The 24,987-nt window shown below is 69.0% G+C and carries 19 protein-coding genes; 10 read left to right on the top strand and 9 right to left on the bottom strand.

The annotated features are described in order from the left end of the window. Positions 1–35: 35 nt before the first annotated feature. Positions 36–533 (bottom strand): C40 family peptidase, encoded by a 498-nt coding sequence (locus Q9G87_RS53440; RefSeq protein ID WP_305924397.1) that lies wholly within the window; start codon positions 531–533, stop codon positions 36–38. A gap of 379 nt (positions 534–912) precedes the next feature. Here Q9G87_RS53440 and Q9G87_RS53435 point away from each other — a divergent pair, with 379 nt between their 5' ends. Next, positions 913–1,266, top strand: coding sequence for an STAS domain-containing protein (locus tag Q9G87_RS53435; RefSeq protein WP_305924396.1), 354 nt, complete (start codon positions 913–915; stop codon positions 1,264–1,266). Between the two features lie 28 nt (positions 1,267–1,294). Here Q9G87_RS53435 and Q9G87_RS53430 read toward each other — a convergent pair whose 3' ends face one another. From Q9G87_RS53430 to Q9G87_RS53420, 3 genes are read right to left on the bottom strand one after another with little or no spacing between them, the layout of a single operon-like run. Beyond that, a complete protein-coding gene (locus tag Q9G87_RS53430) occupies positions 1,295–2,704 on the bottom strand; it encodes a family 2B encapsulin nanocompartment shell protein (RefSeq protein ID WP_305924395.1) in 1,410 nt (469 codons plus the stop codon). Positions 2,705–2,731: 27 nt separating this feature from the next. Beyond that, positions 2,732–3,673, bottom strand: coding sequence for a 4-hydroxy-3-methylbut-2-enyl diphosphate reductase (locus tag Q9G87_RS53425; RefSeq protein WP_305924394.1), 942 nt, complete (start codon positions 3,671–3,673; stop codon positions 2,732–2,734). A gap of 12 nt (positions 3,674–3,685) precedes the next feature. Beyond that, positions 3,686–4,651: a polyprenyl synthetase family protein gene (locus Q9G87_RS53420; protein WP_305924393.1), complete on the bottom strand. Its 966-nt coding sequence runs from the start codon at positions 4,649–4,651 to the stop codon at positions 3,686–3,688. A gap of 258 nt (positions 4,652–4,909) precedes the next feature. Between Q9G87_RS53420 and Q9G87_RS53415 the strand changes: the two genes are divergently transcribed. The 5 genes from Q9G87_RS53415 (at position 4,910) to Q9G87_RS53395 (ending at position 9,275) form a co-directional block, all read left to right on the top strand. After that, positions 4,910–6,091 (top strand): zinc-dependent alcohol dehydrogenase, encoded by a 1,182-nt coding sequence (locus tag Q9G87_RS53415; RefSeq protein WP_305924392.1) that lies wholly within the window; start codon positions 4,910–4,912, stop codon positions 6,089–6,091. Between the two features lie 50 nt (positions 6,092–6,141). Next, a complete protein-coding gene (locus Q9G87_RS53410; RefSeq protein ID WP_305924391.1) occupies positions 6,142–7,191 on the top strand; it encodes an NAD-dependent epimerase/dehydratase family protein in 1,050 nt (349 codons plus the stop codon). A gap of 238 nt (positions 7,192–7,429) precedes the next feature. Beyond that, entirely contained in the window at positions 7,430–7,900 is a 471-nt protein-coding gene (locus tag Q9G87_RS53405) for an ATP-binding protein (protein WP_305924390.1), read from the top strand. A 33-nt stretch (positions 7,901–7,933) separates the two neighbouring features. Then, positions 7,934–8,833 (top strand): dihydropteroate synthase, encoded by a 900-nt coding sequence (gene folP / locus Q9G87_RS53400; protein ID WP_305924389.1) that lies wholly within the window; start codon positions 7,934–7,936, stop codon positions 8,831–8,833. Positions 8,834–8,846: 13 nt separating this feature from the next. Then, positions 8,847–9,275: a DnaJ family domain-containing protein gene (locus tag Q9G87_RS53395; protein ID WP_305924388.1), complete on the top strand. Its 429-nt coding sequence runs from the start codon at positions 8,847–8,849 to the stop codon at positions 9,273–9,275. Between the two features lie 195 nt (positions 9,276–9,470). Here Q9G87_RS53395 and Q9G87_RS61130 read toward each other — a convergent pair whose 3' ends face one another. After that, positions 9,471–11,780 carry a glycoside hydrolase family 6 protein gene (locus tag Q9G87_RS61130; RefSeq protein ID WP_452452487.1) on the bottom strand — a complete coding sequence of 770 codons (2,310 nt, stop codon included), beginning with the start codon at positions 11,778–11,780 and terminating at the stop codon, positions 9,471–9,473. Positions 11,781–12,091: 311 nt separating this feature from the next. Between Q9G87_RS61130 and Q9G87_RS53380 the strand changes: the two genes are divergently transcribed. The 3 genes from Q9G87_RS53380 (at position 12,092) to Q9G87_RS53370 (ending at position 19,190) form a co-directional block, all read left to right on the top strand. Next, a complete protein-coding gene (locus Q9G87_RS53380; protein ID WP_305924387.1) occupies positions 12,092–15,043 on the top strand; it encodes a glycoside hydrolase family 48 protein in 2,952 nt (983 codons plus the stop codon). Continuing rightward, entirely contained in the window at positions 14,986–17,541 is a 2,556-nt protein-coding gene (locus Q9G87_RS53375; RefSeq protein ID WP_371825976.1) for a glycoside hydrolase family 9 protein, read from the top strand. Before Q9G87_RS53380 ends, Q9G87_RS53375 begins: the two co-directional genes overlap by 58 nt. 80 nt (positions 17,542–17,621) lie before the next feature. Then, a complete protein-coding gene (locus Q9G87_RS53370) occupies positions 17,622–19,190 on the top strand; it encodes a cellulase family glycosylhydrolase (RefSeq protein ID WP_305924385.1) in 1,569 nt (522 codons plus the stop codon). Positions 19,191–19,428: 238 nt separating this feature from the next. Here the strand turns inward: Q9G87_RS53370 and Q9G87_RS53365 are convergent, their stop codons facing one another. Both Q9G87_RS53365 and Q9G87_RS53360 read right to left on the bottom strand, forming a co-directional pair. Continuing rightward, on the bottom strand, positions 19,429–19,944 hold the full coding sequence (locus Q9G87_RS53365; protein ID WP_305924384.1) for a hypothetical protein: 516 nt from the start codon (positions 19,942–19,944) through the stop codon (positions 19,429–19,431). Further along, on the bottom strand, positions 19,941–20,996 hold the full coding sequence (locus tag Q9G87_RS53360) for a lytic polysaccharide monooxygenase (protein WP_305924383.1): 1,056 nt from the start codon (positions 20,994–20,996) through the stop codon (positions 19,941–19,943). Before Q9G87_RS53360 ends, Q9G87_RS53365 begins: the two co-directional genes overlap by 4 nt. 181 nt (positions 20,997–21,177) lie before the next feature. Here Q9G87_RS53360 and Q9G87_RS53355 point away from each other — a divergent pair, with 181 nt between their 5' ends. After that, positions 21,178–22,536 (top strand): GH12 family glycosyl hydrolase domain-containing protein, encoded by a 1,359-nt coding sequence (locus Q9G87_RS53355; RefSeq protein ID WP_305924382.1) that lies wholly within the window; start codon positions 21,178–21,180, stop codon positions 22,534–22,536. Between the two features lie 79 nt (positions 22,537–22,615). Here the strand turns inward: Q9G87_RS53355 and Q9G87_RS53350 are convergent, their stop codons facing one another. Next, positions 22,616–23,893: a serine/threonine-protein kinase gene (locus tag Q9G87_RS53350; protein ID WP_305924381.1), complete on the bottom strand. Its 1,278-nt coding sequence runs from the start codon at positions 23,891–23,893 to the stop codon at positions 22,616–22,618. Beyond that, a complete protein-coding gene (locus tag Q9G87_RS53345) occupies positions 23,880–24,851 on the bottom strand; it encodes a LacI family DNA-binding transcriptional regulator (protein WP_305924380.1) in 972 nt (323 codons plus the stop codon). Before Q9G87_RS53345 ends, Q9G87_RS53350 begins: the two co-directional genes overlap by 14 nt. Between the last annotated feature and the right edge of the window lie 136 nt (positions 24,852–24,987).

Below are 24,987 nucleotides of genomic sequence, written 5' to 3'. Positions count from 1 at the left end.
CGCCCCCCCCCCCCCCCCCCCCCCACGACTCACCCTCAGGCCGCCAAGTCGGCGGGGCCGGCGCCCGGCCTCACCACCCCCAGGAAGTGCGGCCGGTCCAGCGGGTCCACGCGCACGAACGCCCCTGTGTACGGGGCGTGCACCATTCTCTCCCCGTCGACCGCGATGCCGACGTGCTCCGGCCCGTCACGCTGCGGCTTGCTGTCGTAGAAGACCAGATCCCCCGGCTGCACCTGCTCCCTCGTCACCCTGATCCCGGAACGCCACTGCTGCTGCGTCGTGGATCCGATGGGCACCCCCGCCCGCGCGTAGGCGTACTCGGCGAGCCCCGAGCAGTCGAACCCCTTCGTCGTGGCGCCCCTCCCTATCCCGTATCCGGGCCCCTGCACCCCGCCCCCGCCCCACGAATACGGGACGCCGATCATTTCCAGCGCCGCGCGCAGCGCGATCAGCCCGGTCTCCGACCTGCCGCTGAATGTGCAGGCGATAGCGCATGCCGCCGCTATCAGTGCTCGTGTCCATCTTCCTTTCATCACGTATTCAGCGCCCCCGAATCGCCGCCCGCGTGTGTTTCTGATGCGTGACTTTTCACCCGCTGTATAGGGATAAAACGCATCGGGCAAACCGCCGCAAGTCCGGAAATGCTGCGATGGTCGGAACGGGCCTCGGCTTCGCTCCGGGTCTCGGGAGATCCCCGGCAAACCCGCCATCCCGCGCGGACAGCCCCGACCCGCACGGGGATGCGGGGTCAACGGCCGGGCGAGCGGAGGGGCGCTCTGTCCGACTCTTCAGGATTTCTCACTAATTCGGTCATATTCTCGCGAAAATTACATTGTGAAACGTACGTGCTGTAACGTTGGTTCTGGCTAATTCACAACCCCCGAGGCATGCGTGTTGGGGGGTGCGAGGAGCATGGGTGGTCTCGAAGAGCGACTGCTCTACCAGGATGACCAACTCAAGATCATGATGCGCCGGAACCCAGCGTCGCCCGAGCCCCTGGCCGTCACGCTGATCGGCGAGATCGACGCCACCAACAGCCACGCGCTGGCAGGGGCCCTGGCGAGCTGTCGCCAGGGCTCGTACATTGTCGTCGACACCGGGGAACTGACCTTCATCGACGTCTCGGGGCTACGTGTGCTCGTCATGCCCACGCTGCCCCCGTCCCAGCGCTGGATCCGGCTGCACAACGTCACGCCGTACCAGCGGCGGCTGCTGCGCATGATGGGCTGGTACTACGAGCCCCGCGCCCATCACCTGCCCATTTAGCCGGGCGTGTCACCTGCCGAAGGCCGGGCTAGCCGTTCCTGCCGACCTCCACGTCCTCCAGGACGCCGAGCGCGTCGGGCACCAGGACGGCGCATGAATAGTAGGCGCTGACCAGGTAGGAGACGACGGCCTGCTCGTTGATGCTCATGAAGCGCACCGACAGGCTGGGCTGGTATTCGTCGGGGATGCCGGTCTGGTGCAGGCCGACGACGCCCTGCTTCTCCTGGCCGGTCCGCATGAGCAGGATAGAGGTCGTGCTCGTGCCGGAGATCGGGATCTTGTTGCACGGGTAGATCGGGACGCCCCGCCAGGACGGCACCCGATGCCCGTTGACCTCGCCCGCCTGCGGGTAGACCCCGCGTTTGCTGCACTCCCTGCCGAAGGCGGCGATGGCCTGCGGGTGGGCCAGGAAGAACGCCGGGTCCTTCCATACGGTGGCCAGCAGGTCGTCGAGGTCGTCGGGGGTGGGCGGCCCAGAGCGGGTGCGGATGCGCTGGCTGAAGTCGGCGTTGTGGAGCAGGCCGAACTCCCTGTTGTTGACCAGCTCGTGCTCCTGGCGCTCGCGCAGGGCCTCGACCGTGAGCCGGAGCTGCTGGTCGAGCTGGCTCATCGGGTGGTTGTACAGGTCGGAGACCCGGCTGTGCACCCGCAGGACCGTCTGGGCGACGCTCAGCTCGTATTCGCGCGGGCTCAGCTCGTAGTCCACGAACGTGCCGGGCAAGGTGGGCTCGCCGGTGTGGCCCGAGGACAGGTCGATGGCGGCCTCGCCATAGTCGTTGTGCGCGTGCTCCACGCTGGAGCGCCAGTTGTCGAGGTGCTCGCGCAGCGCGGGCGATCCCTCGGCGATCTGCTCGAAGTCCTGCTTGGCGAGCGTGAGCACGGTGGTGGGCGTCTTGGCCCGCCAGGTGTACTCGAACGCGCCACCGTCGACCAGGCACTGCTCGCCGAGGTAGTCGCCGTCGGCCAAGGTGCCGAGGCTCTGATCGTCGCCGTACGCGCCGCGGCCGATCTTGCGCACCCGCCCATGGGCGATCAGTACGAGCTGGTCCGCCGGCCCGCCCTCGGTGACGATCTTCTCGTCTGCCTCGTACTCACGCTGGACGAAACGATCGGCCAGCGCCCCGAGCACCTCCATGTCCTCGAACCCGCGCAGCATGGGCAGCTCGGTGAGCTCGGCGGGGATGACGCGCACCTCGGAGCCGGTGTTGCTGAACGTGATCCGCCCATCCCCGAGGGTGTACGTCAATCGCCGGTTGACCCGGAACACGCCGCCGGAGCACTGCACCCACGGCAGCAGTCGCAGCAGCCACCGAGAGGTGATCTCCTGCATCTGCGGCGGCGTCTTGGTCGTGGTCGCGAGTTGCCTGGCGGCGTCGGTGCTGAGGCTGAGTTGTCCATTGCCGTTAGCCGAGGTGGTCGATGGGGTCGTTTCGGTCATCGTGCACCTGCCTGTCTCGTGCTGGGCCTAGCCGGGGTTGCGAGTGGATCGGAGTTCAGGGGGGAGGGAGAACGTCAAGGTCTCTTCTGTCAGGGCGACCTGCTCCACGTCGGCGTAGCCGCGCGCCGCCAGCCAGCCGAGTAACTCCTCGACCAGCCACTCGGGGGCGGAGGCGCCGCAGCTCACGCCCACGGTGCGCACGCCGCGCAGCCACCCCTCGTCCGCGTCGGCGGCCCGGTCGACCAGGTGGGCGGCGTCCGCGCCGGCGCCCAGTGCGACCTCCACCAGCCGCTGGGAGTTGGAGGAGTTGGCCGAGCCGACCACGATGACCAGCTCGCACTCCGGCGCGATCCTGGTGACCGCCTCCTGCCGGTTCTGGCTGGCGTAGCAGATGTCGTCGCTGGGCGGGTCGGCCAGGTGCGGGAAGCGCCCGCGTAAATCGGCGACGGCCCGCATGGTCTCGTCCACGGCGAGCGTGGTCTGCGACAGCCAGCTCACCGGCCCGGAGCCGCTCACCGTCACCTCACCGGGGCGGGCCGGGTCCACCACGTGGATGTGGCCGGGGGCCTCGCCGAGCGTGCCCTCGACCTCCTCGTGCTCGGCGTGACCGATGAGCACGATCTCGTAGCCCGCCTTCGCCAGGCGCGCGGCCTCCATGTGGACCTTGGTGACCAGCGGGCAGGCCGCGTCGATCGTACGCAGCCCGCGCAGCCGCGCCTCCTCCTTGACCGCCGGCGAGACGCCGTGAGCGGAGAAGATCACCAGCGCGCCGTCGGGGACCTCGTCGAGCTCCTCGACGAAGACCGCGCCGCGGGTGGTGAGCTCGCCGACGACGTAGGTGTTGTGAACGATTTGCTTACGCACGTAAACGGGCGGTCCGAAACGCCGCAGCGCCTCCTCGACCGTGACGATCGCGCGTTCGACGCCCGCGCAGAAGCCGCGCGGCGCCGCGAGAAGTACCCGGCCCATCTGGGAATCCCCTTACCTGATGCGGTGCGCGAGCCGGTCGGCCAGCACGGCCAGCGCGCTCGCGGCCTCCGGCTTGATCGGCGCCACGACCAGGGCCGTCACGGCCTCGCGCACCCGTTGTTCGATCATTTCCTCGACCACCGCGACCGCTCCGGTGTCGAGCAGGATCCGGCGCAGCTCCGCGGCCCGCTCCTCGGTCAGCTCAGGATCGCCGTGCCAGCGCTTGAGGTGGTCGCGCTGCGCCCGCGAGGCACGCCGCAGGGCATGGGCGATCAGCACCGTGTGCTTGCCCTCGCGCAGGTCGTCGAGCGCCGACTTGCCGGTCTGCGACGACAAGCCGAACGTGCCCAGCACGTCGTCACGCAGTTGGAAGGCCTCGCCCAGCGGCACGCCGAACCGGGAGTAGGAGTCCAGCAGCTCGGGGGAGGCGCCGGCCAGCGCGCCGCCGATCTGCAGCGGCCGCTCCACGGTGTATTTGGCGGTCTTGAAGCGGATCACCGTCAGCGCCTCGTCCACGCTCGCGCCGGCGCGGAGCTGGGCGAGCATGTCGAGGTATTGGCCGCTGATCACTTCGGTGCGCATGGCGTCGAAGATGTGATGGGCGGCCCGCAACCGCGGTGGATCTATCCCGCACGACGACAGCATGGCGTCGGACCAGGCCAGGCTCAGCGTGCCGAGCAGGATGCCGCCCGCCTGGCCGAACGACTCCGCGCCCGGCCCCTTGTGCAGCCCGGCCAGGCTCTTGTGCACGGTCGCCCGGCCGCGCCGCAGCTCGCTGCCGTCCATGATGTCGTCGTGGATGAGCAGGCCCGCGTGACACAGCTCCAGTGCCGCGGCGGCCCTGATGATCTCCTCGCAGTCGTCGCCGCCGGCGCCGCGCCAGCCCCAATAGCACAGCTGAGGACGGATGCGCTTGCCGCCGCCGAGCACGAAGCCGTTCAGCACCCCATAGGCCGCCTCGACGTCGGGATCGGACACGATCGCGCGCCAGGTTTCGAGAAAACCGCTCAGATGCTGATCAATGCGTGAACCAAGGGAGTGCTGAGTGAAGCTCACCGGCATGAGCACGGCTCCTTCGGTCAGTCGGTCACTACCAGTAGTTACTCACTGAATACGAAGCGTGTAAAGCGTCTTTGGTTACTTGGGTTTCGATGGGCAACAGCTGTTCCAACGGCTGAGGAGACCATGGGGTGAGCGCGCCCGTTTGAGGTCTGACGTGGGGGTATGCGATCAGTCATGAAGGCAGTCACCTGGCACGGCAAGCGCGACGTCCGGGTCGAGGACGTGCCCGATCCGGCGATCAAGGAGTCCAACGACGCGGTCATCAAGGTGACCAGCACCGGGATCTGCGGCTCTGACCTGCACCTGTACGAGGTGCTGGGACCCTTCATGGCCGAGGGTGACATCCTGGGCCACGAGCCCATGGGGATCGTCGAGGAGGTCGGCCCGTCGATCTCCAACATCAAGCCCGGCGACCGCGTGGTCATCCCGTTCAACATCTCCTGCGGCCACTGCCACATGTGCGGGATGGAGCTGTACGCGCAGTGCGAGACCACCCAGGTACGCGAGCAGGGCACCGGCGCCGCCCTGTTCGGCTACACCAGGCTGTACGGGCGGGTGCCCGGCGGCCAGGCCGAATACCTGCGGGTGCCGGAGGCCCAGTTCGGCCCGATCAAGGTGCCGGAGGGACCGCCGGACGAGCGCTTCGTCTACCTGTCGGACGTCTTGCCGACCGCCTGGCAGGCCGTCGAGTACGCCGACATCCCCGAAGGCGGCAGTGTCACCGTCTTCGGCTTGGGCCCCATCGGCCAGATGAGCGCCCGCATCGCCCACCACCTTGGCCACCGCGTGATCGGCGTGGACGGAGTCATGGCCCGCCTGGCGATGGCGCGCCGCCACGGCATCGAGATTGTCGACGCCAGCGAGGTGCACAACGTGCCCGAGGAGATCCGCTACCGGACGTCGGGACGCGGCACGGACTCCGTCATCGACGCGGTCGGCATGGAGGCCCATGGCTCGCCTGCCGCCAAGCTCGCCCAGACGCTCACCGGCCTGCTGCCCGACGCGGTGGCCGCCCCGCTGATGTCCAACGCGGGCGTCGACCGCCTGGCGGCACTCAACCAGGCCATCGACTCCGTCCGCCGGGGCGGCGTGATCTCCGTCGTCGGCGTCTACGGCGGCATGACGGATCCGCTGCCGATGTTGCGCATGTTCGACAAGGGCATCACATTGCGCATGGGCCAGGCCCACGTCAAGCGGTGGATCAGCCGGCTGATGCCGCTGGTCACCGACGAGGCCGACCCGCTCGGCGTGATGGACCTGACCACGCACCGGATGCCGCTCGAGCAGGCGCCGCGCGCGTATGAGATGTTCCAGAAGAAGGCAGACGGGGCCATAAAGATTCTGCTCCAGCCGTAAGGCCCAGGTCATAGGTGTTTCGGGGGCTGGAGAGCGGGCAGCGTGGCGGCATGAGAGTCGTTGTGGTTGGTGCTACCGGGAACGTCGGCACCAGTGTGGTACGTGCGCTGGCCGGGGACGTTAACGTGACCTCGATCGTGGGCGTCGCGCGCCGGATGCCCGGGTGGCGGGTCGACCGCACCGACTGGCGGCAGGCCGACGTGGTCTCCGCCGACCTGACGCGGATCTTCGACGGCGCGGACGTCGTGGTGCACCTGGCGTGGTTGTTCCAGCCGACCAGGGATCCGGCGACGACCTGGCGGGCGAACGTGCTCGGCAGCATGCGGGTCTTCCGCGCCGCGGCGGAGGCGGGGGTGTCCGCGCTGATCCACGCCTCGTCCGTGGGGGCGTACTCGCCGGGGCCCAAGGACCGTCCGGTGGACGAGAGCTGGCCCACGCACGGCTGGCCGGGCGCCGCGTACGGACGGGAGAAGGCGTACGTGGAGCGGGTGCTCGACGTCTTCGAGCATGATCACCCCGGCATCCGGGTGGTGCGGATGCGGCCGGGGTTCGTCTTCCAGCGGGTGGCCGCGACCGAGCAACGCAGACTGTTCGCCGGGCCGTTCGTGCCGCGGCGGCTGGTCCGGCCGGGGCGCATCCCGTTCGTCCCGGACATTTCCGGGCTGCGGCTGCAGGTGGTGCATGCCGGGGACGTCGCCGAGGCCTACCGGCTGGCCGTCACGCGGCCGGTGAAGGGCGCGTTCAACATCGCCGCCGAGCCTGTGCTGTACCCGCACGACTTGGCCAAGCTGCTCGACACCCGTACGGTGCCGGTGCCGCGGGGCCTGGCCAGGGCGGCCGTGGCGGCAGGGTGGCACATGAGGCTGCTGCCCGCCGCGCCGGGCCTGCTCGACATGCTCCTGCGGCTCCCGGTCATGAAAGTGGAACGTGCCAGGGATGTGCTGGGCTGGACGCCGGCGCGCTCGTCGTTCGAGGCCGTGCGGGAGCTGATCGACGGCCTGCACGACGGGGCGGGCATGGACACCGCCCCGCTCGCGCCGGACGCGGGCCCGGTCGACCGGCTCAAGGAGCTCGCCACCGGCATCGGCGGACGCCCGTAGGAATAGCTGAAAAAAGTCGCCGGTAAAAAGGTGGCCGAGTGTAATGCCACTTTCCTTGGGAAGGGGTGGACCATTCGAGGTCCAGAGGCGTGGCCTGGTGTCGGAATGACGCGGAAGGGACGCCATGGACTCCTCTTCACGGGCCGCCTTTAATCAGGTCCTCCACTTCGATTCTCGTTCCGGGGGCGCCGCGTCCTCGGGTTCTGCGCGGACTCAGGCCAGGTTGGAGGAGCCTGCCATGCGCACCCTATTGACCCTGCCCTTCACGCTCCAGGACGTCACGAAGCTGCGCCGTGCGGTGGCCGAGCTCGCCGAGAAGTGCGGGCTGAACGGGCCGAGGCTGGATGACTTCGTCCTGGCCGTGCACGAGAGCGTCGTCAACGCCGTCGAGCATGCGGGCGGGCACGGGTACTTCAAGCTGTGGACGGTGAACGGCGTCATCCGCTCGGAGACGATCGATCGAGGGTCGGGCATCCCCGGCGGCTACGTGGACGGCCAGTTCCGGCCGTCCGAGCGCAGCTATTCGGGGAGAGGGATCTATCTCATCCGCCGTTTGTGCGACACGGCGGACTTCCACACCGGTCCGCGCGGCACCACGGTCCGGCTCACCATGCAGCTGCCGCGGGGGCGCGACTTCAGCATGCGCCAGCGCATGAGGCGGATCAGGGTCTCCGTCGGCGGCCACCCGCCGGGCCGCTTCACCGCCTGACTGACCTGCTCCTGCGCCAGGTAGGCTCGCAGCGTGAGCGGCGAGCAGCTTTCCCCCGGGATCATCTCTCCGGTCCGGCGCATCGGGCGGCGGGAGTTCGATTTCGAGCGCCAGGTCGCCATCATGGCCATCGTCAACCGGACCCCCAACTCCTTTCACGACCAGGGCCGGACCTACGCGCTGGACGGCGCCGTGGCGGCCGCGAAGAAGGCCGTGGACGACGGGGCCGACTGGGTGGACATCGGCGGGTTCGCCTTCAGCGCCGCTCAGGCGCAGATCGGCACGGCGGAGGAGATCGAGCGCGTCGCCCCGGTGATCGCCGAGGTCAGGGCCGTGACGGACGCCGTGATCTCGGTGGACACCCACCGCCCCGAGGTGGCGCAGGCGGCGATCGAGGCCGGCGCCGACGTCATCAACGACACCAACGGCCTGCGCGAGCCCGGCATCGCCGAGGTCGCCGCGGCGGCCGGCGTGAGCGTGGTGGTCACCCACAGCCTCGGCGGGCCTGGGCGACGGGTGTTCCGGCCGAGCTATGCCGACGTGGTCGCGGAGGTGGCCGACTTCCTGCGCGAGCGGGTCGCGTTCGCGCTCAAGGCGGGCATCGCCCCCGAGAAGATCATCATTGATCCCGGGCACGACCTCAACAAGAACACCTTTCATTCCCTGGAGCTGACGCGCCGGCTGGAGGAGATCACCTCGATCGGTTACCCGACGCTGGTGGCGCTGTCCAACAAGGACTTCATCGGGGAGACGCTCGACCGTCCCCAGGGGGAGCGGAAGGACGGCACGACCGCCGTCAACGTCGTCTCCATCGTCAAGGGTGCCCGCATCCTGCGTGTCCACGACGTGCCCGCAGCCGTGGACTCCGTACGCATGACCGAGGCCGTGCTCGGCTGGCGCGGCCCGCTCGCACCGAGTCACAACCTGGCCTGACGTGGGAGTTGATGTGACAGAGCGCAAGCCGCCCGGCGTACCGTTCGAGACCTGGGTCGACCGGCAGATCCGCGAGGCGATGGAGCGCGGGGAGTTCGACGATCTGCCGGGGGCGGGCAAGCCCCTGCCGGGGCTGGACCGGCCGCACGACGACATGTGGTGGATCAAGCAGAAGGTGGAGAGCGAAGGGCTCACGATGCCGCTGCCGCCGACGCTGGCGCTGCGCAAGGAGGCCGAGCAAGCGCTGGCCGAGGCGCGCGGGGCGCGGTTGGAGGCCGAGGCGCGGCAGATCATCGAGGACGTCAACCACAAGATCCGCGAGGCGATCAGGACGGGATTGTCCGGGCCGCCGCTCAACCTGGTGCCCTTTTGGAGCGGCGAGCCTGGGGCGGAGAGCGGTAGCTTGCGTGACCAGCGGAGCCCCGTGCGAGCGCGACCATAGACACAGCCGAGCAGATCGTGTCGGAGTGGCGCCGGGCACACTGACGAGAAGGGGCCGGGTCGCATCGACCCGGCCCCTTCAGGAAGCCGAGGGACCCGGGTCAGGCGGGCCCCTCCGGTTGGTGAGGGACCTGGGTCAGGCAGGCCCCTCCGGCCGGGCTGAGGAGGCTCGGGGCTCCTCAGCCCGGCCAGGTCCTCAGTTGACCGGCGGGTAGGCGTTCGCCAGCAGCTGGCGGAACTGCGCGGAGAACCACTGTCCGGACAACGGCGCGTCGGGCAGCGCGCCTGACATGTTGTTCTTGTTGAGGTTGTTGCCGGTGTAGGTCGGGTCGCACATCCGGTCGAACTTCTTGCCCTCGTCGTTCGGGATGTCCCTGCTGGCGCCGTCGGACTCGCCCGGAGGCTTGATCCAGACGTAGGCGTCGAAGCCGGCGGCGGGGCTGGCGGTGGGCCGCGCCCCCAGGCCCGCGCCGTTCTGGTTGCACCAGTTGCCGGCGTGGATACGGCGGTCGGCGCGCGACTGGTCGACGAACGGGTTGAGCTCCGTCGAGGTGCTCGGCGCGGTCGGGCGGGCGCTGCCGCCCCAGCCGTTGCGCGAGGTGTCGATCAGCATGCCGAGCCCGGAACGGAAGCCCTTGGCGATCAGCCGGTTACGCAGCTCCGTCGCGAAGGTCCGCTCGTCGATGTAGTAGTTCCAGTCCACCCAGTTCGACGCCCGGACCGACTGGTTGCCCACCTGGGTGTTGATGGTGAAGTGCGGCTCGGTGGTGATGGAGTAGTTGGCGGTGTTGACGATGAAGCCGTCCACGCTGTCCACCCCGGCGGTGGTGCCGGAGACGGTGTTGTAGAAGAGGTCGACGGCAGGCTGGAAGTTCGAGTCCCAGCCGAGCCACGCGTGGTGAGCGGCGTCGATGTAGGAGTAGACGTTGGTGATGGGCTCGAGCTGGTTCAGCGTGTACCTGACGCCGTCGACGTAGCCGCCGGGGCCGTTGGCCTCGCGGCACTTCTCGAAGGAGTTGATGTTGGTGACCAGGTTCGGCAGCGAGTCGGGCTCGATGATCGCGACGATGCGCAGGTTGGCGTACTTGGAGTCGCGGAAGATGGCCGCGATGGGGTCGATGTACTCGCTCTTGTAGCGGTTGAACCCGTCCTGGGCGATGAGGAGCTCACCGCTGGAGGCCAGCGCCGAGCAGTCGCGGTTGGGCAGGTTGTAGACGACGACCTGGATCGCCAGCGGCGCGGAGCCGTTGGCGGCGTCCTGCCTGACCGCCTCGTCCAGGTGGGCGCGCAGGCCCATGGCCGAGGAGGAGCCGGCGATGGCGGCGATGCGGTCCATCCACACGGCCGTGGAGGTGTTGGCCACGGCGGAGCCGCCCGGCTCCGCGGCCGCCTTGGCGGACCAGTTCGGGTTCACGTAGCCGGTGGCGCCGGCGTACGGGTTCTCGACGTGAGTCGGGTTGGTGACGCCGTCGTCATCGGCCTCGGTGGCGGTGACGGTCTGCGAGGTCAGCCCGGTGGAGGAGACCGTGATGGGCCGGCTGCCGTTGGTGGTGTCGGTGTCCTGCGCGGCGGCCAGGGTCACCGTCTGCGCGGTGTTCCACGTCGTGGGGCTGAACGTGAGGCTGGCGCCGGAGGAGATGGTGATGTTGGTGTCGCCGGTGCCGGCCGCCGAGGTGACGGTCACGTTCGAGGAGGGCTGGGTGGCCAGCTTCACCGTGTACGTGGCGGTCGAGCCCTCGGGCACGGTCACCGCGGTCGGCGTCACGATGATCGACTGCTCCTGGACGGAGTCGTCGTCCACCTCGGTGGCGTTGACCGTGGCGCCGGTGACGCCGTTGCCGCCGACGCTGAAGGCCGCCGTGCCCGCGGTCGTGTCGGAGTCCTGCGCGGCGGCCAGGGTGACCGTCTGCGGGGTGTTCCAGTTGGACGGCGAGAAGGTCAGCGACCCGCCGGAGCTGACGGTCAGGTCCGTGTCACCGCTGGTCCGCGCGGTGGAGACGGTCACGTTCGCGGCCGGCGCGGACGACAGCCTGGCGGTGAACGTCGCGGTGCCGCCCTCGTTGACCGCGACCGAGCTGGCCGACAACACCACCGACGGGGTCGTCTGGGTGCCGCCGCAGGTGACGCCGTTGACGCTGAACGTCTCCGGGTTCGGGTTGGTGCCCGTCCACGTGCCGTTGAAGCCGACGGACACGGAGGCGCCGGTGCCGAGGCTGCCGTTGTAGGGCATGTTGGTGCCGGTCACGCGGGTTCCGGACTGGGTCCAGTTCGCACCCCAGCCGGTCGGCGTGTACTTCTGGCCGGTGGTCGGGTAGTCAAAGGCCAGTGACCATGACGTTATGGGGTCGCCGGTGTTCTTCAACGTGATGTTCGCGGTGAAACCGCCCTGACCAGGGCTGCTCGTCCACGAGTTGGCAGAGTAGGTCACGTCGCAGGCGACCGCGGCGTTCGCGGCCGTGCTCTGGCCGACGACGAGTCCTAAGGCCGCGACACTCGCGGCGGTCATGGTCACGGCCCATTTGCGAAGGCCGCGTTCGAGTCTCACGAGCGATCATCTCCAGTGCGCTGTTAGATGGCTGGGAGCGCTCCCATGGTGAGCCGGACGCGAGGCGCTGTACAGAGGCCGGCTTTCGCGGAGGTGTCCAACGCCCCGCATGCTCGTTGAATACCCCGGAACGCCGATGAAACTTTCATCCCCGGCAGCCTGGTGAGAGGAAATACGGCGGTTACCGCAATGCCATTTCGTTGACATACGCCGGACGGCCCCCACAATCCCGTTTGGGAGCGCTCCCACACCCCTACTCCCATGGAGATCCCGTGAAGTACAGACCTCCCGCGTTCTTATCGCGCGTGACGAGACGGCTCGCCGTGGCCACGACCCTCGTCCTCGTCGCGGGCGCGACCACGGCCGTGGCGGCCGCACCCGCCCAGGCCGCCGTGTCGTGCGACGTGACCTACTCTGCCAACTCGTGGACGAGCAGCCCTGGTCAGGGCGGTTTCACCGCGAACATCACGTTGAAGAACACCGGCGACCCGATCACCTCGTGGTCGCTGGCCTTTGACTTCCCGACCACCGGCCAGAAGTACACGCCGAGCGGCTGGGGCGCGAACTGGACCCAGTCCGGCACGCGCATGACCGGCACGAACATGCCGTGGAACGGCAGTCTCGGCACCGGGGCCTCCACGACGATGGGCTTCAACGGCACCTGGACGGGCACCAACCCCAACCCCGAGACGTTCAGCGTCAACGGCGTCACCTGCGGCGGGAGCGGCAACAACGTCGCGCCCACCGTGTCGCTGACCTCACCGACCGCCGGGCAGACGTTCACCGCGCCGGCCACCGTGCCGATCGCCGCCAACGCGGCCGACTCTGACGGCACGGTCTCGAAGGTCGACTTCTACCAGGGCTCCACGCTGCTGGGCACCGACACCTCGGCGCCGTACAGCTACAACTGGACGAACGTCGCGGCCGGCAGCTACTCGATCACCGCCAAGGCCACCGACAACGGAGGCGCGACCAAGACCTCGGATCCGGTCGGCATCACGGTCTCCGCGGACACGGGCCCCGCCCTCGTGGTGAGCCCGACGACGATCTCCGTGCCGGAGGCGGGAAGCGCCAGCGTCACGGTGAAGCTGTCACAGGCGCCCTCGGCGAACGTGGCCGTCTCCGTCGCGCGGGCCAGCGGCGACGCCGACATCACCGTCCCCGCACCCGCCACCAGGACCTTCACGCCGTCCAACTGGAACACCGCGCAGAGCGTCCCGCTCAACGCGGCCAACGACAGCGACACGACCAGTGGCTCGGCCGTGATCAGGTTCAGCGCTCCGGGCTATGACCCGATCGACGTCACCGCCAGCGAAGCGGACGACGACCTGGGCGGCGACAACGAGTACGTCAAGCGCTTCGTCGAGCTCTACAACGAGCTCCACGACCCGGCCAACGGTTACTTCTCGCCCGAGGGCGTGCCGTACCACTCGGTCGAGACCTTCATGGTCGAGGCGCCGGACCACGGGCACGAGACCACGTCCGAGGCCTACAGCTACTACCTGTGGCTGGAGGCGACGTACGGGCAGGTCACCGGCGACTGGTCGAAGTTCAACACCGCGTGGGCCTCGATGGAGAAGTACATCATCCCGGCCACCGCCGACCAGCCGACGAACTCCTTCTACAACGCCTCGAAGCCGGCCACGTACGCGGCCGAGCACAACGCGATCAGCAACTACCCCTCGCCGATCGACTCCAGCGTCCCGGTGGGCGTCGACCCGCTGGCGAGCGAGCTGCAGACTGCGTACAACACCCGCGACATCTACGGCATGCACTGGCTGCTGGACGTCGACAACACCTACGGCTTCGGCCGCTGCGGCGACGGCACGACCAAGCCCGCCTACATCAACACCTACCAGCGCGGCCCGGAGGAGTCGGTCTTCGAGACGATTCCGCAGCCGTCCTGCGACACCTTCGCCCACGGCGGGACCAACGGCTACCTGGACCTGTTCATCAAGGACGGCTCCTACGCCAAGCAGTGGAAGTACACCAACGCTCCTGACGCCGACGCGCGCGCGGTGCAGGTGGCGTACTGGGCGAACACCTGGGCCAAGGCGCAGAACAAGGGCTCGGAGATCTCCGCGACGGTGGCCAAGGCCGCCAAGATGGGTGACTACCTGCGCTACGCGATGTACGACAAGTACTTCAAGAAGCCCGGCTGCACCAGCCCCTCCTGTGCGGTCGGCACCGGGAAGGACTCCGCCGCCTACCTGCTCAACTGGTACTACGCCTGGGGTGGGGCGACCGACTCCAGCGCCGGATGGGCGTGGCGCATCGGCTCCAGCCACAACCACTCCGGTTACCAGAACCCGTTCGCGGCCTGGGCCCTGTCGAACGTGACCGAGCTCAAGCCCAAGAGCACGACCGGCGCGACCGACTGGAGCACCAGCCTGACCCGCCAGCTGCAGTTCTACAAGTGGCTGCAGTCCGACGAGGGCGCCATCGCCGGTGGCGCGACCAACAGCTGGAACGGCAACTACAGCGCCCCGCCGAGCGGCCTGCCGAAGTTCCACGGCATGGCCTACGACTGGCAGCCCGTCTACCACGACCCGCCGTCGAACCAGTGGTTCGGCTTCCAGGCGTGGAGCATGGAGCGGGTGGCCGAGCTCTACAACGTCACCGGCAACGCCGACGCCAAGGCCATCCTCGACAAGTGGGTCACCTGGGCGCTGGACAACACCACGATCAACGCGGACGGCACCTACCAGATGCCCTCCACGCTGCGGTGGACCGGCCAGCCCGCCGGTGACTTCAACGCCACCTCCGGCATGCCGCCGGCCAACCCCGGCCTGCACGTGACCGTCGTGGACCACACCCAGGACGTGGGCGTCGCCGGCTCCTACGCCAAGGCCCTGATGTACTACGCGGCCAGGGCGAACCACGCCGAGGCGCGGGACACCGCCAAGGCGCTGCTCGACGGCGTCTGGAAGAACCGCGATGCCAAGGGCGTGTCGGTGCCGGAGACCAAGACCGACTACGGCCGCATCGACGACCCGGTGTACGTGCCGTCGGGCTGGAGCGGTGAGATGCCGAACGGCGACCCCATCAACTCCAACTCCACGTTCATCTCGATCCGGTCCTTCTACAAGAACGACCCCGACTGGCCGAAGGTCGACGCCTACCTGAAGGGCACCGGCCCGGCCCCCACCTTCAACTACCACCGGTTCTGGGCGCAGGTCGACGTGGCCGTCGCACTCGCCGAGTACGGGCGGCTCTTCCCGTGAGAAAAGCAGCTTTGATCGCTGCGGCGTCGCTGGTCCTACCCCTGGTGACAGGGGTGGGGCCGGCGGCCCACGCCGCACCCGCCTTCGCCTACGGCGAGGCGCTGCAGAAGTCGCTGTGGTTCTACGAGGCCCAGCAGTCGGGCGCGCTGCCCGACTGGAACCGCGTCTCCTGGCGCGGCGACTCGGGCATGAACGACGGCAAGGACGTCGGCGTGGACCTCACGGGCGGCTGGTACGACGCCGGTGACCACGTCAAGTTCGGCTTCCCGATGGCGTTCTCCGCCACCATGCTGGCCTGGGGCGCGGTGGAGTACCGCGACGCCTACGCGAGCTCCGGCCAGCTCACCCACCTGCTCAACAACCTCAAGTTCGTCAACGACTACTTCATCAAGGCCCACCCGTCGGCCAATGTGCTCTACGGGCAGGTCGGCAACGGCGGCACGGACCACGCTTGGTGGGGCCCGGCCGAGGCGATGCAGATGAACCGGCCGGCGTACAAGATCGACGCGTCCTGCGGCGGGTCGGACCTGGCGGGGGAGACGGCGGCGGCGATGGCGGCCTCGTCGATCGTCTTCCGCCCGACGAACCCGACCTATGCCGACACGCTGGTGACGCACGCCAAGCAGCTGTACTCCTTCGCCGACACCGTCAGGAAGAAGTACAGCGACTGCATCACCGACGCGCAGGGCTACTACAACTCCTGGAGCGGCTTCAACGACGAGCTGGTGTGGGGCGCGATCTGGCTCTACCGGGCCACGAACGACGCCTCCTACCTGGCCAAGGCCGAGAGCGGCTACGCCAACCTCGGCACCGAGCCACAGTCCACGACGAAGTCGTACAAGTGGACGATCGCCTGGGACGACAAGTCGTACGGCGCGTACGTGTTGCTGCACAAGCTGACCGGCAAGCAGCAGTATCTGGACGACGCCAACCGCTGGCTCGACTGGTGGACGGTCGGCGTCAACGGCTCGCAGGTCAAGTATTCGCCGGGCGGCCAGGCCGTGCTCGACCGGTGGGGCTCGCTGCGCTACGCGGCCAACACCTCGTTCGCGGCGCTCGTGCACAGCGACTCGATCACCGACGCCACGCGCAAGGCCCGCTACCACGACTTCGCGGTACGGCAGATCAACTACGCGCTCGGCGACAACCCGCGCAACTCCTCCTACCTGATCGGCTTCGGCGCCAACTCGCCGAAGAACCCGCATCACCGCACGGCGCACGGCTCGTGGACCGACCAGATCACCAACCCCGAGCAGACCCGCCACACGCTGTACGGCGCGCTCGTCGGCGGCCCGCCTGACCCGAACGACGCCTACACCGACAAGCGTGACGACTACGTCATGAACGAGGTCGCCACCGACTACAACGCCGGCTTCACCAGCGCCGTGGCCAGGCTCTACAAGGAGTACGGCGGCGCCCCGGCGGCGAACTTCCCGGTCGAGGAGACCCCGGACGGTCCGGAGATCTTCGTCGAGGCGGGCGTGAACGCCTCGGGGAGCAACTTCACCGAGATCAAGGCCATCGTCCGCAACCAGTCGGCCTGGCCGGCCAGGGTGCTGAACGACGGCTCGTTCCGCTACTACTTCACGCTCGACGGCACGACGACGGCCTCGCAGATCAGCGTGTCGTCGGCGTACACGCAGTGCAAGGCTCCCACGCTGCACTCGGCAGGCGGCAGCACGTATTACGTCAGCATCGACTGCTCAGGGCAGGCCATCGCCCCGGCCGGGCAGTCGCAACACCGCAGGGAGGTGCAGTTCAGGATCAGCAGCGCAGGCACGTGGGACCCGGCCAACGACTGGTCGTACCGCGACATCCCCACGACGCCCGGCGCGACGCCGGCGCGGACCCAGAACATCACCCTCTACAGCGGCGCCACCAAGATCTGGGGTGAGCCCCCGGGTCCGGAGGTAGAGGACGACACCCCGCCCAGCAAGCCGGGCAAGCCCGCGGTCTCCGGGATCACGGGCTCCACCGCGAAGCTCAGCTGGACGGCCTCCACGGACAACGTGGGCGTGACGGGTTATGACGTCTACCTGGGGTCCACCAAGGTAGGCACGGCCACGAGCGCCTCCTTCGACCTGAGCGGGCTCACCCCTGCCACGTCCTACACCGCCTCCGTGGTGGCGCGGGACGCGGCAGGCAACGCCTCGGCGCCGTCGGACGGCACGCCGTTCACCACCACGGACGAGCCACCGCCTCCGGGCGGCTGCACGGCGGCGTTCAAGGTGACGAGCTCCTGGAGCGGCGGCTACCAGGCCGAGGTGACCGTGAAGAACACGAGCACCTCGGCGATCAACGGCTGGACGGTCGCCTGGACGTCCCAGAACCAGATCACCCAGCTGTGGGGCGGCAAGCACACCCAGACCGGCTCCAGCGTCTCGGTCAAAAACGAGGCCTGGAACGGCACGCTCGCCCCCAACGCCACCGCCACGTTCGGCTTCATCGCCGGCGGCACCGCCACCACCCCCGACCCGATCACCTGCACCCCCGCCTGAACGCGGACCCCGCCCCCGTCGCGCCTTGCGCCGGGGGCGGTTCCACGGCTCAGGGAAAGGCCTCCCTCATGAAGTCCGGCATGAAGTCACTGTTCACCGCGCTGGCCGTCGCGGCAGCCCTCGTGGTCGCGCCGGCGACGGCCGCGAACGCGGCCACCGGCATCCACGTCAGCGGCACGAAGATCCTGGAAGGCAACGGCCAGGAGTTCGTGATGCGCGGCACCAGCCACGCGCACACCTGGTACGCCGGTCAGACCAAGGCGTTCGCCGACATCAAGTCACTGAGGGCCAACACCGTTCGCGTCGTGCTCAGCGGCGGCCGCTGGACCGCCAACAACGCCGCCGACGTGGCCAACGTCGTCCAGCTGTGCAAGCAGAACAAGCTCATCTGCGTCCTGGAGAACCACGACACCACCGGGTACGGCGAGCAGAGCGGCGCCTACACCCTGGACCAGGCCGTCGACTACTGGCTCAGCGTCAAGTCCGCCCTGGTCGGCCAGGAGGACTACATCATCGTCAACATCGGCAACGAGCCGATCGGCAACAACGCAGTCACCCCCGGCTGGGCCGACCGCACCAAGGCCGCCATCCAGGAGCTGCGTGACAACGGCTTCGACCACGCCCTCATGGTGGACGCGCCCAACTGGGGCCAGGACTGGCAAGGCACGATGCGCGACAACGCGCGGTCGGTCTTCGACAGCGACCCCGACAAGAACACGATCTTCTCCGTCCACATGTACGGCGTCTACGACACCGCCGCGGAGATCACCGCGTACCTGGACGCGTTCAAGACCGCCGGGCTGCCGCTGGTGATCGGGGAGTTCGGGTTCAACCACTCCGACGGCGACCCGGACGAGGACACGATCATGGCGCAGGCCGTGAGCCGCGGCATCGGCTACCTGGGCTGGTCGTGGAGCGGCAACAGCGGCGGCGTCGAGTATCTCGACCAGGTGACGAACTTCGACGTCACCCGGCTCACCTCCTGGGGACAGCGGCTGTTCAACGGCGCCAACGGCATCGCCGCCACCGCCAAGGAAGCGTCGATCTATGGCGGCGGCACAAGCGACCCGACCCCGCCGAGCACGCCGGGCGCCCCGTCGGCGTCGAACGTCACCGCCTCCGGCGCCTCGCTGACCTGGACCGCCTCCACCGACAACGTGGGCGTGACCGGCTACGACGTCTACACCTCGACCGGCACGCACCTCGGCGCCACGGCCACGAACGCGATCACGCTGACCGGGCTGTCCCCGGCCACCGCGTACCAGGTGTACGTGCGGGCCAGGGACGCGGCGGGCAACCAGTCGAACCCGTCGCCGAGCGTGTCCTTCACCACGCTCGCGGGCGGCGGCTGCACGGCCACCGGCAGTGCGCAGAGCCAGTGGAGCACCGGCTACGTGTCCGGGGTGACCGTGACCAACACCAGCTCCTCGACCAAGAACAGCTGGACGGTGACGTTCACGCTGCCCGCCGGGCACACGATCACCGGCTACTGGAACGCGGCGCTGACGGTCAGCGGCCAGACCGTGACGGCCAAGAACCTGACCTACAACGGCACGCTCGCCCCCAACGCGAGTACCGGCTTCGGGTTCCAGGCCGGCCGCCCGAACGGCGACACGGCCCTGCCGTCCGGCTACGCCTGTGCCAACTGAACACCCCAGCCGTCGGCTGCGTATGAGGAGGTGAGGCCACAACTCCATATCCCTGCCCAATGAACACCATCCCCGCCCGGATGGGACGGACGCGGCCGATTCCTCCAGTCGGCCGCGTCCGTTTGTGTCCGCCCCTGCGGGCCTCGTTTCCGCATGTCCCCGCTCGCCGGCCGTCGTCCTCTTGCCCAAGGGGCGGCATCGAAGTGCGGTGGCGGGCGGGCGTGGCGGGGGGACGGGGCTATTTGGCCTGTGAGAACCGCTGGCGGGCGGCCTCGATGGCCGCGTCGTCGTCGAACTCCTCCTGGAACGCCTGTGTGTGATAGCGCTCGGGGATGAGGTTCTTGACTCGGTCCGGATAACCCGCGCCCGGTTCGGGCACGCGTATCTGGGGCGGAATGCTGATCTTCACGGCGATCGGGCCCCCGGCCCGCACGGAGGCGGCCCAGTCGGGGCTCTCGCCGGTGATCGCGCAGATGTGACGGGCGTACACCCACGTCACCTCCACGAGGGACTGGGCGTCCGCGGGCTCGGTGCCGAACGGTTCCACGGCGCACACGACGCGTGATTCGAAGGCGTGCCCGTGGGCGTGGTGCTCGTCGGGCGAGGACTCCTCGAGAATCTTGGTCACCTGCGCGGCGAGCTCTTCTTTCAACTGTGACGACGGCTGCCTGGCGGCAAAAAACATCACCCCGGCCAGGGTCAGGCTGGCCAGGGTGACGATTGCCGCGACTAGCCCGCGACGCGTTTTGATCACGGGCTGGTGCAGGTCAAGGTGGGTGCGGGGTTGGGGACGGAGCCAGTGGCGTTGAACCCGAACGTGGTCGTGCCGTTCGGCGCCAGCTGGCCGTTGTAGTTGGCGTTCGTGACCGTCACGTTGGGCGGTTGCCCGGTCAGCACGCCGTTCCACGGGCTGCCTTCGAAGCCCTGCCCGCCGCCGTAGGTCCACTTGACCGTCCAGCCGTTCAGCGAGCTCGTGCCGTTGTTGCGCACGGTCACCTCACCCTGGAAGTGGCCGGCCCAGCCGGTGTCGGTGGCCTTCCACGTCGCCGTGCAGGCGCCCGTGGGGGTCGTCGGGGTCACCGTCGGGGTGGGGCCGGGCGTCTGGCCGTTGGGGCCGACCCCGGTGACCTCGCCGTTGCCGCCGTCGAAGGTGACGTCGGAGCAGCTGTAGAAGTTCTCATTGCTGTCCGAGCGGATCCAGTGGGTGAAGATGATGTGCCGGCCGGACTTGCCGGACGGGAGCTGGGCGTTCCAGTAGTAGTAGTTGAGACCACCGGCGCCGCCGCTCTCGGGCGGGTTGGTGACGCTGCCGAACGGCTCCAGGTCAGACCACTTCAGCGGTGCGTCCGGGTTCCACCCGTTCTTGGTGATGTAGTAGTTGAACGCGCCGGGGTGCCTGGCCCAGTTGCTGTGCCGCATCTGGATGGTGGCGCCCGAGGTCAAGTGGGTCAGCGGCCAGTCGGAGCGGACCGCGTTGTAGGCCGTGAAGTCGTAGGGCCCGCCGGTGCCGCCGCTGCAGAGCTGCCCGTCGGGGATGAATCCGTTCGTCCGGCCCGCGCCGTCGGAGCGCAGCACCGCGAACCAGTTGTACAGGGGGGTCGTGCCGCTCTGCTGGACGGCAGACGCGCAGGCCGGGTTGTAGGGGATGATCTGGCCATTGTCGCGCAGGCCGTCCTGCCAGCACAGGAACGTGCGGGCGCCGGGGAACATCGAGACGCCGTGCGCCTGTGCCTGCGTGGGCACCATGAGGAAAGAAGCGATCAGGACCAGTGCGGCGGTGATCCCCGCCGACTTGAATAATTTCATGGGGATTCCCTTGTGCTGACGACAGAGGAAACCTGCCCACGACCCAGCCCGCCCGGCCAGCGCGATTGAATCACGCCGCGCGTGCCTTCGACAACGCGCGGTGAAACTTTCAGTCGATCTTGGTGATAGGCGCCTTTGGTGGCATATTGGGAGCGCTCCCAGAGATTGCCCGAGGATCGACATGAGGCGTGTCTACCTTTCCCTGATCGCGTTATTCGCCACGTGCCTGTTCGCCACGCCGGCGCAGGCCGCCCCCGTGCTGTGCGACAAGTACGCCTCGACCACCATCCAGGGCGGCCGCTACGTCGTCATGAACAACATCTGGGGCGCCGACACCGCGCAGTGCATCGACGTGAACCAGAACGGCGGCTTCACGGTCACCCAGGCCGCGCACAACAAACCGACCAACGGGTCACCGGCCGCGTACCCGGCGATCTACGCGGGCTGCCACTACGCGACCTGCAGCACCGGCAGCACCCTGCCCATGCAGGCCAGTGCCTCCGGATTCGGCGCCCTGCGCAGCACCGTGAGCATGACGTATCCGAGCTCCGGCGCCTACAACGCCTCCTACGACATCTGGTTCGACCCCACGCCGCGCACCGACGGCCAGAACACCGGCGCCGAGATCATGATCTGGCTCAACAGGCAGGGCTCCGTCCAGCCGGTCGGCTCGCAGGTCGGCACCGTCACCCTGGCCGGCGGCACCTGGCAGGTCTGGTACGGCAACATCGGCTGGAACGTGATCTCCTACGTCCGCACCTCGCCGGCGACCTCCCTCGACTTCACGATCAACACCTTCTACGCCGACGCGATCAGCCGCGGCTACGCGCAGCGCTCGTGGTACCTCACCAGCGTGCAGGCCGGCTTCGAGCCCTGGGTCGGCGGCGCGGGCCTGGCGGTCAACTCCTTCTCCTTCGGCTCGACGGGCGGCGGCACCGACACCACGCCGCCGAGCACGCCCGGCACGCCGGCCGCCACGGGCACCACCTCGACCGGCACGACCCTGTCCTGGACCGCCTCTACCGACAACGTCGGCGTGACCGGCTACGACGTCCTGCGCGCGACCGGAGACACCTTCGCCGTGGTCGGCAGCAGCTCCACGACGTCGTTCACCGACACCGGACTGAGCCCCGCCACCACCTACCGCTACCGGGTGCGGGCCAGGGACGCCGCCAACAACCTCTCGCCCGAGTCGGCCGCCACCACGGTGACCACCCTGTCCGGCGGGGGCGGCGGAGGGTGCACGGCCACCGGCGCCGTCCAGAACTCGTGGAGCAACGGCTACGTCGTCCAGCCGGTGACCGTCACCAACACCGGGACCTCGGCCAAGAGCGGCTGGACCGTCACGTTCACGCTGCCGGCCGGGCACACGATCACCGGTTCGTGGAACGCGACCCTCACCGTCAGCGGCTCCACGGTGACCGCCAGAAACCTCGGCCACAACGGCGCCCTGGCGCCGAACGCCTCGACGAGCTTCGGCTTCCAGGCGAGCAGGCCGGAGGGGAACACGCAGGCGCCCAGCGGCTACACCTGCGCATGAAGCCCGCGCGGGCGTGCTTTAGCGAGGGGCACGGGCCGCGCGATCGGAGGGGTACGGCTGGTGCTGCCGTACCCCTCCTTCAATTGCGCTGGAGCGCGGATTCGAGGTCGTCCAGCCTGGCTTCGAGCTCGCTCAGGCAGGCGGGTGTGAGCCTGCCCTCCCGCCAGCGGTCGGACAACTTCCTGCGGATGTTGGCCGTCGTGGTCTCGTACGGGCCCCGCGGCGTCACCGTGCCGTTCAGCACCTGCTTGAGGTCGAGCACGACGTCGGCGTCGGTCGCGCCGCACGGCGTCCTGGCCTCCAGCACGGTCGTGAAGTCGTCCACCGCCTTGTCAACAGTGACTGCCGCGGCCGGCTTGCTCTCGATGTACCTGGCCGTGGGGGATGCCGACGGCTCCACCAGGGCCTGGTCCACCTGCTGCCGCATCCCCGGTAGCTGGAGTCCCTGCTGCTGGAGTCCCGTCTGCTGGAACCACAGCAGAGCGGAGAGCGTCAGCACGGCGGAGCTCGCGACCGTCAAGCCGCGCTTGAGCTGCCGGCCGAGGGTCGCCGTGCCCAGCGCGGAGGTCAGCTCGGCGACGATGTCCGCCGCCGTGGGCCGCTCCTCCGGCCGGTGCGCCAGACACCGCTGGCCGAGCGAGGCGACCGCGTGCGGCACCCCGGGGACCCGCGGCGGGGGAGACGTGCGGCTCGCGACCTCGATCTCCTCCCACGTGGTCTCCGGGTACGGCGTCCGCCCCGTGAGCATGGTGTGCAGCAGCACACCCAGGGCGTACACGTCGACCGCCGGATGGGTCGGCGCGCCGAGCAGGCGCTCCGGCGCGACGTAGGGCGGCGTGCCCCGGTCGTCCTCCGGGTCGCCCGCCCAGGCCGCGATGCCGAAGTCGAGCAGCTTGGGCCCGTCCGCGGTGAGCAGCACGTTCTCGGCCGTGACGTCCCGGTGCACCAGGCCGCGGGCGTGCCCGGCCATGAGGACCCGGGCCAGCCGCAGCGCGATGCCGGCCGCCTCGGGCCACGGCAGCGGCCCCGCCTCGATGCGCTCGGCCAGCGGTGTGCCGTCGAGCAGCGGCATCACAACGTAGGCGGCGACGGCGCCATTGGCGGTGACGCACTCGCCGTAGTCGTAGATCTCGATGGTGTCGGGGTGGATGAATCGGGCGGCGGCGCGGGCCTCGCTGCGGACGCTGACCCGCTCGCCGCAATCGGTGTGCAAGGACGCGGTCAGCACCTTGAGCGCGATCATCCGATGCAGTGACTGATCGAAGGCGCGCCAGATGACCGACATGCCCCCCCGGGCCAGCGGATCCAGCAGCAGATACCGCCGAGCCAGCACCTCCCCCGGCTCAAGCCGACTCACGGACGACCAGTTCCGTGGGGAGGACAGGGTCGATGCCCGCGGCTCCCGTGAGGAGCAGCCGGGTGGCGACCGTGGCGAGCTCCTCGACGGGCTGGCGGATCGTGGTGAGCGCGGGGACGGTGTGCTTGGCGACCGGGGCATCGTCGAACCCGATCACCGCGACGTCCGCGGGCACCTTGCGCCCGGCCCTGCGCAGCGCCTGGATCGCGCCCGCCGCCATCAGGTCCGAGGCGACGAACACGGCGTCCAATCCTGGAGCGTGGCGCAGCAGCCACTGCATAGCATGGGTGCCCGAGGCGGCGGTGAAGTCGCCGTAGGCCACCGGCACGTCCGGCGCGCCGGCCGCCTGCAGGGTGCGGACCAGCCCGTCCAGCCGGTCGCGGGCGGCAGGCAAGGACGGTGGACCGCCGATCGCGGCCACGTTCCTGCGGCCGCTGAGCAGGAAGTGCTCGGCCGCCTGCCGGCCTCCGTCGTAGTTGTCGACGTCGGCGTACGGGAGCTTGAGGTCGTGTGGCGGGCGGCCGATGTTGCGCACCGGGACGCCCGACGTGGATAGTTTGATCGCCAGGGGATGGCGTTCCCTGGCGCCGATGATGAGCACCGCGCCGGATAACGCGGGCAGGGTCGACGACGTGGGGGTGACGGTGGTGACCTGGAGATGGGTGCCGTGCTCGGCGATCACGGCGCCCGCGGCGGACAGGAGCCTGGCATAGTAGGGCTCGGAGAACAGACGGGGCAGATGGTCGCAGATCACGGCCGTGACGCCATCGGCCATGGTCTTGGCCGCCGTTCCCCTGGGCGCCCGGTGCCGGACGTAACCCATGCGGGAGACGGCGTCGTAGACTTGGCGGCGGGTCGAGGTACTGACCCGCACCGAGCCCGTGAGGACTCGGGATGCGGTCGCGGGGGAAACCCCTGCAGCGGCCGCCACCTGTGCCAGTGTGGGCTGCTCGGTCATGGAGCACCTCGCGGGAAGTTGCTGGGAGCGCTCCCAAGGTACCAATGTTTCGGCGTTGTTAATAGGGCCTTTGCAAGGAGTGCGTCCCATTGTGCGGACACGCTCCGAATTTGCGGAGCTAGAGGCGCTGGTAGCC

Source organism: Nonomuraea turcica, assembly GCF_030718205.1.
In the GTDB taxonomy this organism is placed as follows: Bacteria; Actinomycetota; Actinomycetes; order Streptosporangiales; family Streptosporangiaceae; genus Nonomuraea.
Note: the sequence above shows the minus strand (reverse complement) of the source record. Positions and strands in the feature narration are given on the sequence as shown.

Coding starts and splice junctions, on each gene's coding strand:
- Q9G87_RS53435 (WP_305924396.1), top strand. CDS start 913: ATGGGTGGTCTCGAAGAGCGACTGCTCTACCAGGATGACCAACTCAAG.
- Q9G87_RS53425 (WP_305924394.1), bottom strand. CDS start 3,673: ATGGGCCGGGTACTTCTCGCGGCGCCGCGCGGCTTCTGCGCGGGCGTC.
- Q9G87_RS53410 (WP_305924391.1), top strand. CDS start 6,142: ATGAGAGTCGTTGTGGTTGGTGCTACCGGGAACGTCGGCACCAGTGTG.
- Q9G87_RS53405 (WP_305924390.1), top strand. CDS start 7,430: ATGCGCACCCTATTGACCCTGCCCTTCACGCTCCAGGACGTCACGAAG.
- Q9G87_RS53430 (WP_305924395.1), bottom strand. CDS start 2,704: ATGACCGAAACGACCCCATCGACCACCTCGGCTAACGGCAATGGACAA.
- Q9G87_RS53370 (WP_305924385.1), top strand. CDS start 17,622: ATGAAGTCACTGTTCACCGCGCTGGCCGTCGCGGCAGCCCTCGTGGTC.
- Q9G87_RS53440 (WP_305924397.1), bottom strand. CDS start 533: ATGAAAGGAAGATGGACACGAGCACTGATAGCGGCGGCATGCGCTATC.
- Q9G87_RS53355 (WP_305924382.1), top strand. CDS start 21,178: ATGAGGCGTGTCTACCTTTCCCTGATCGCGTTATTCGCCACGTGCCTG.
- Q9G87_RS53345 (WP_305924380.1), bottom strand. CDS start 24,851: ATGACCGAGCAGCCCACACTGGCACAGGTGGCGGCCGCTGCAGGGGTT.
- Q9G87_RS53415 (WP_305924392.1), top strand. CDS start 4,910: ATGAAGGCAGTCACCTGGCACGGCAAGCGCGACGTCCGGGTCGAGGAC.
- Q9G87_RS53360 (WP_305924383.1), bottom strand. CDS start 20,996: ATGAAATTATTCAAGTCGGCGGGGATCACCGCCGCACTGGTCCTGATC.
- Q9G87_RS61130 (WP_452452487.1), bottom strand. CDS start 11,780: ATGACCGCCGCGAGTGTCGCGGCCTTAGGACTCGTCGTCGGCCAGAGC.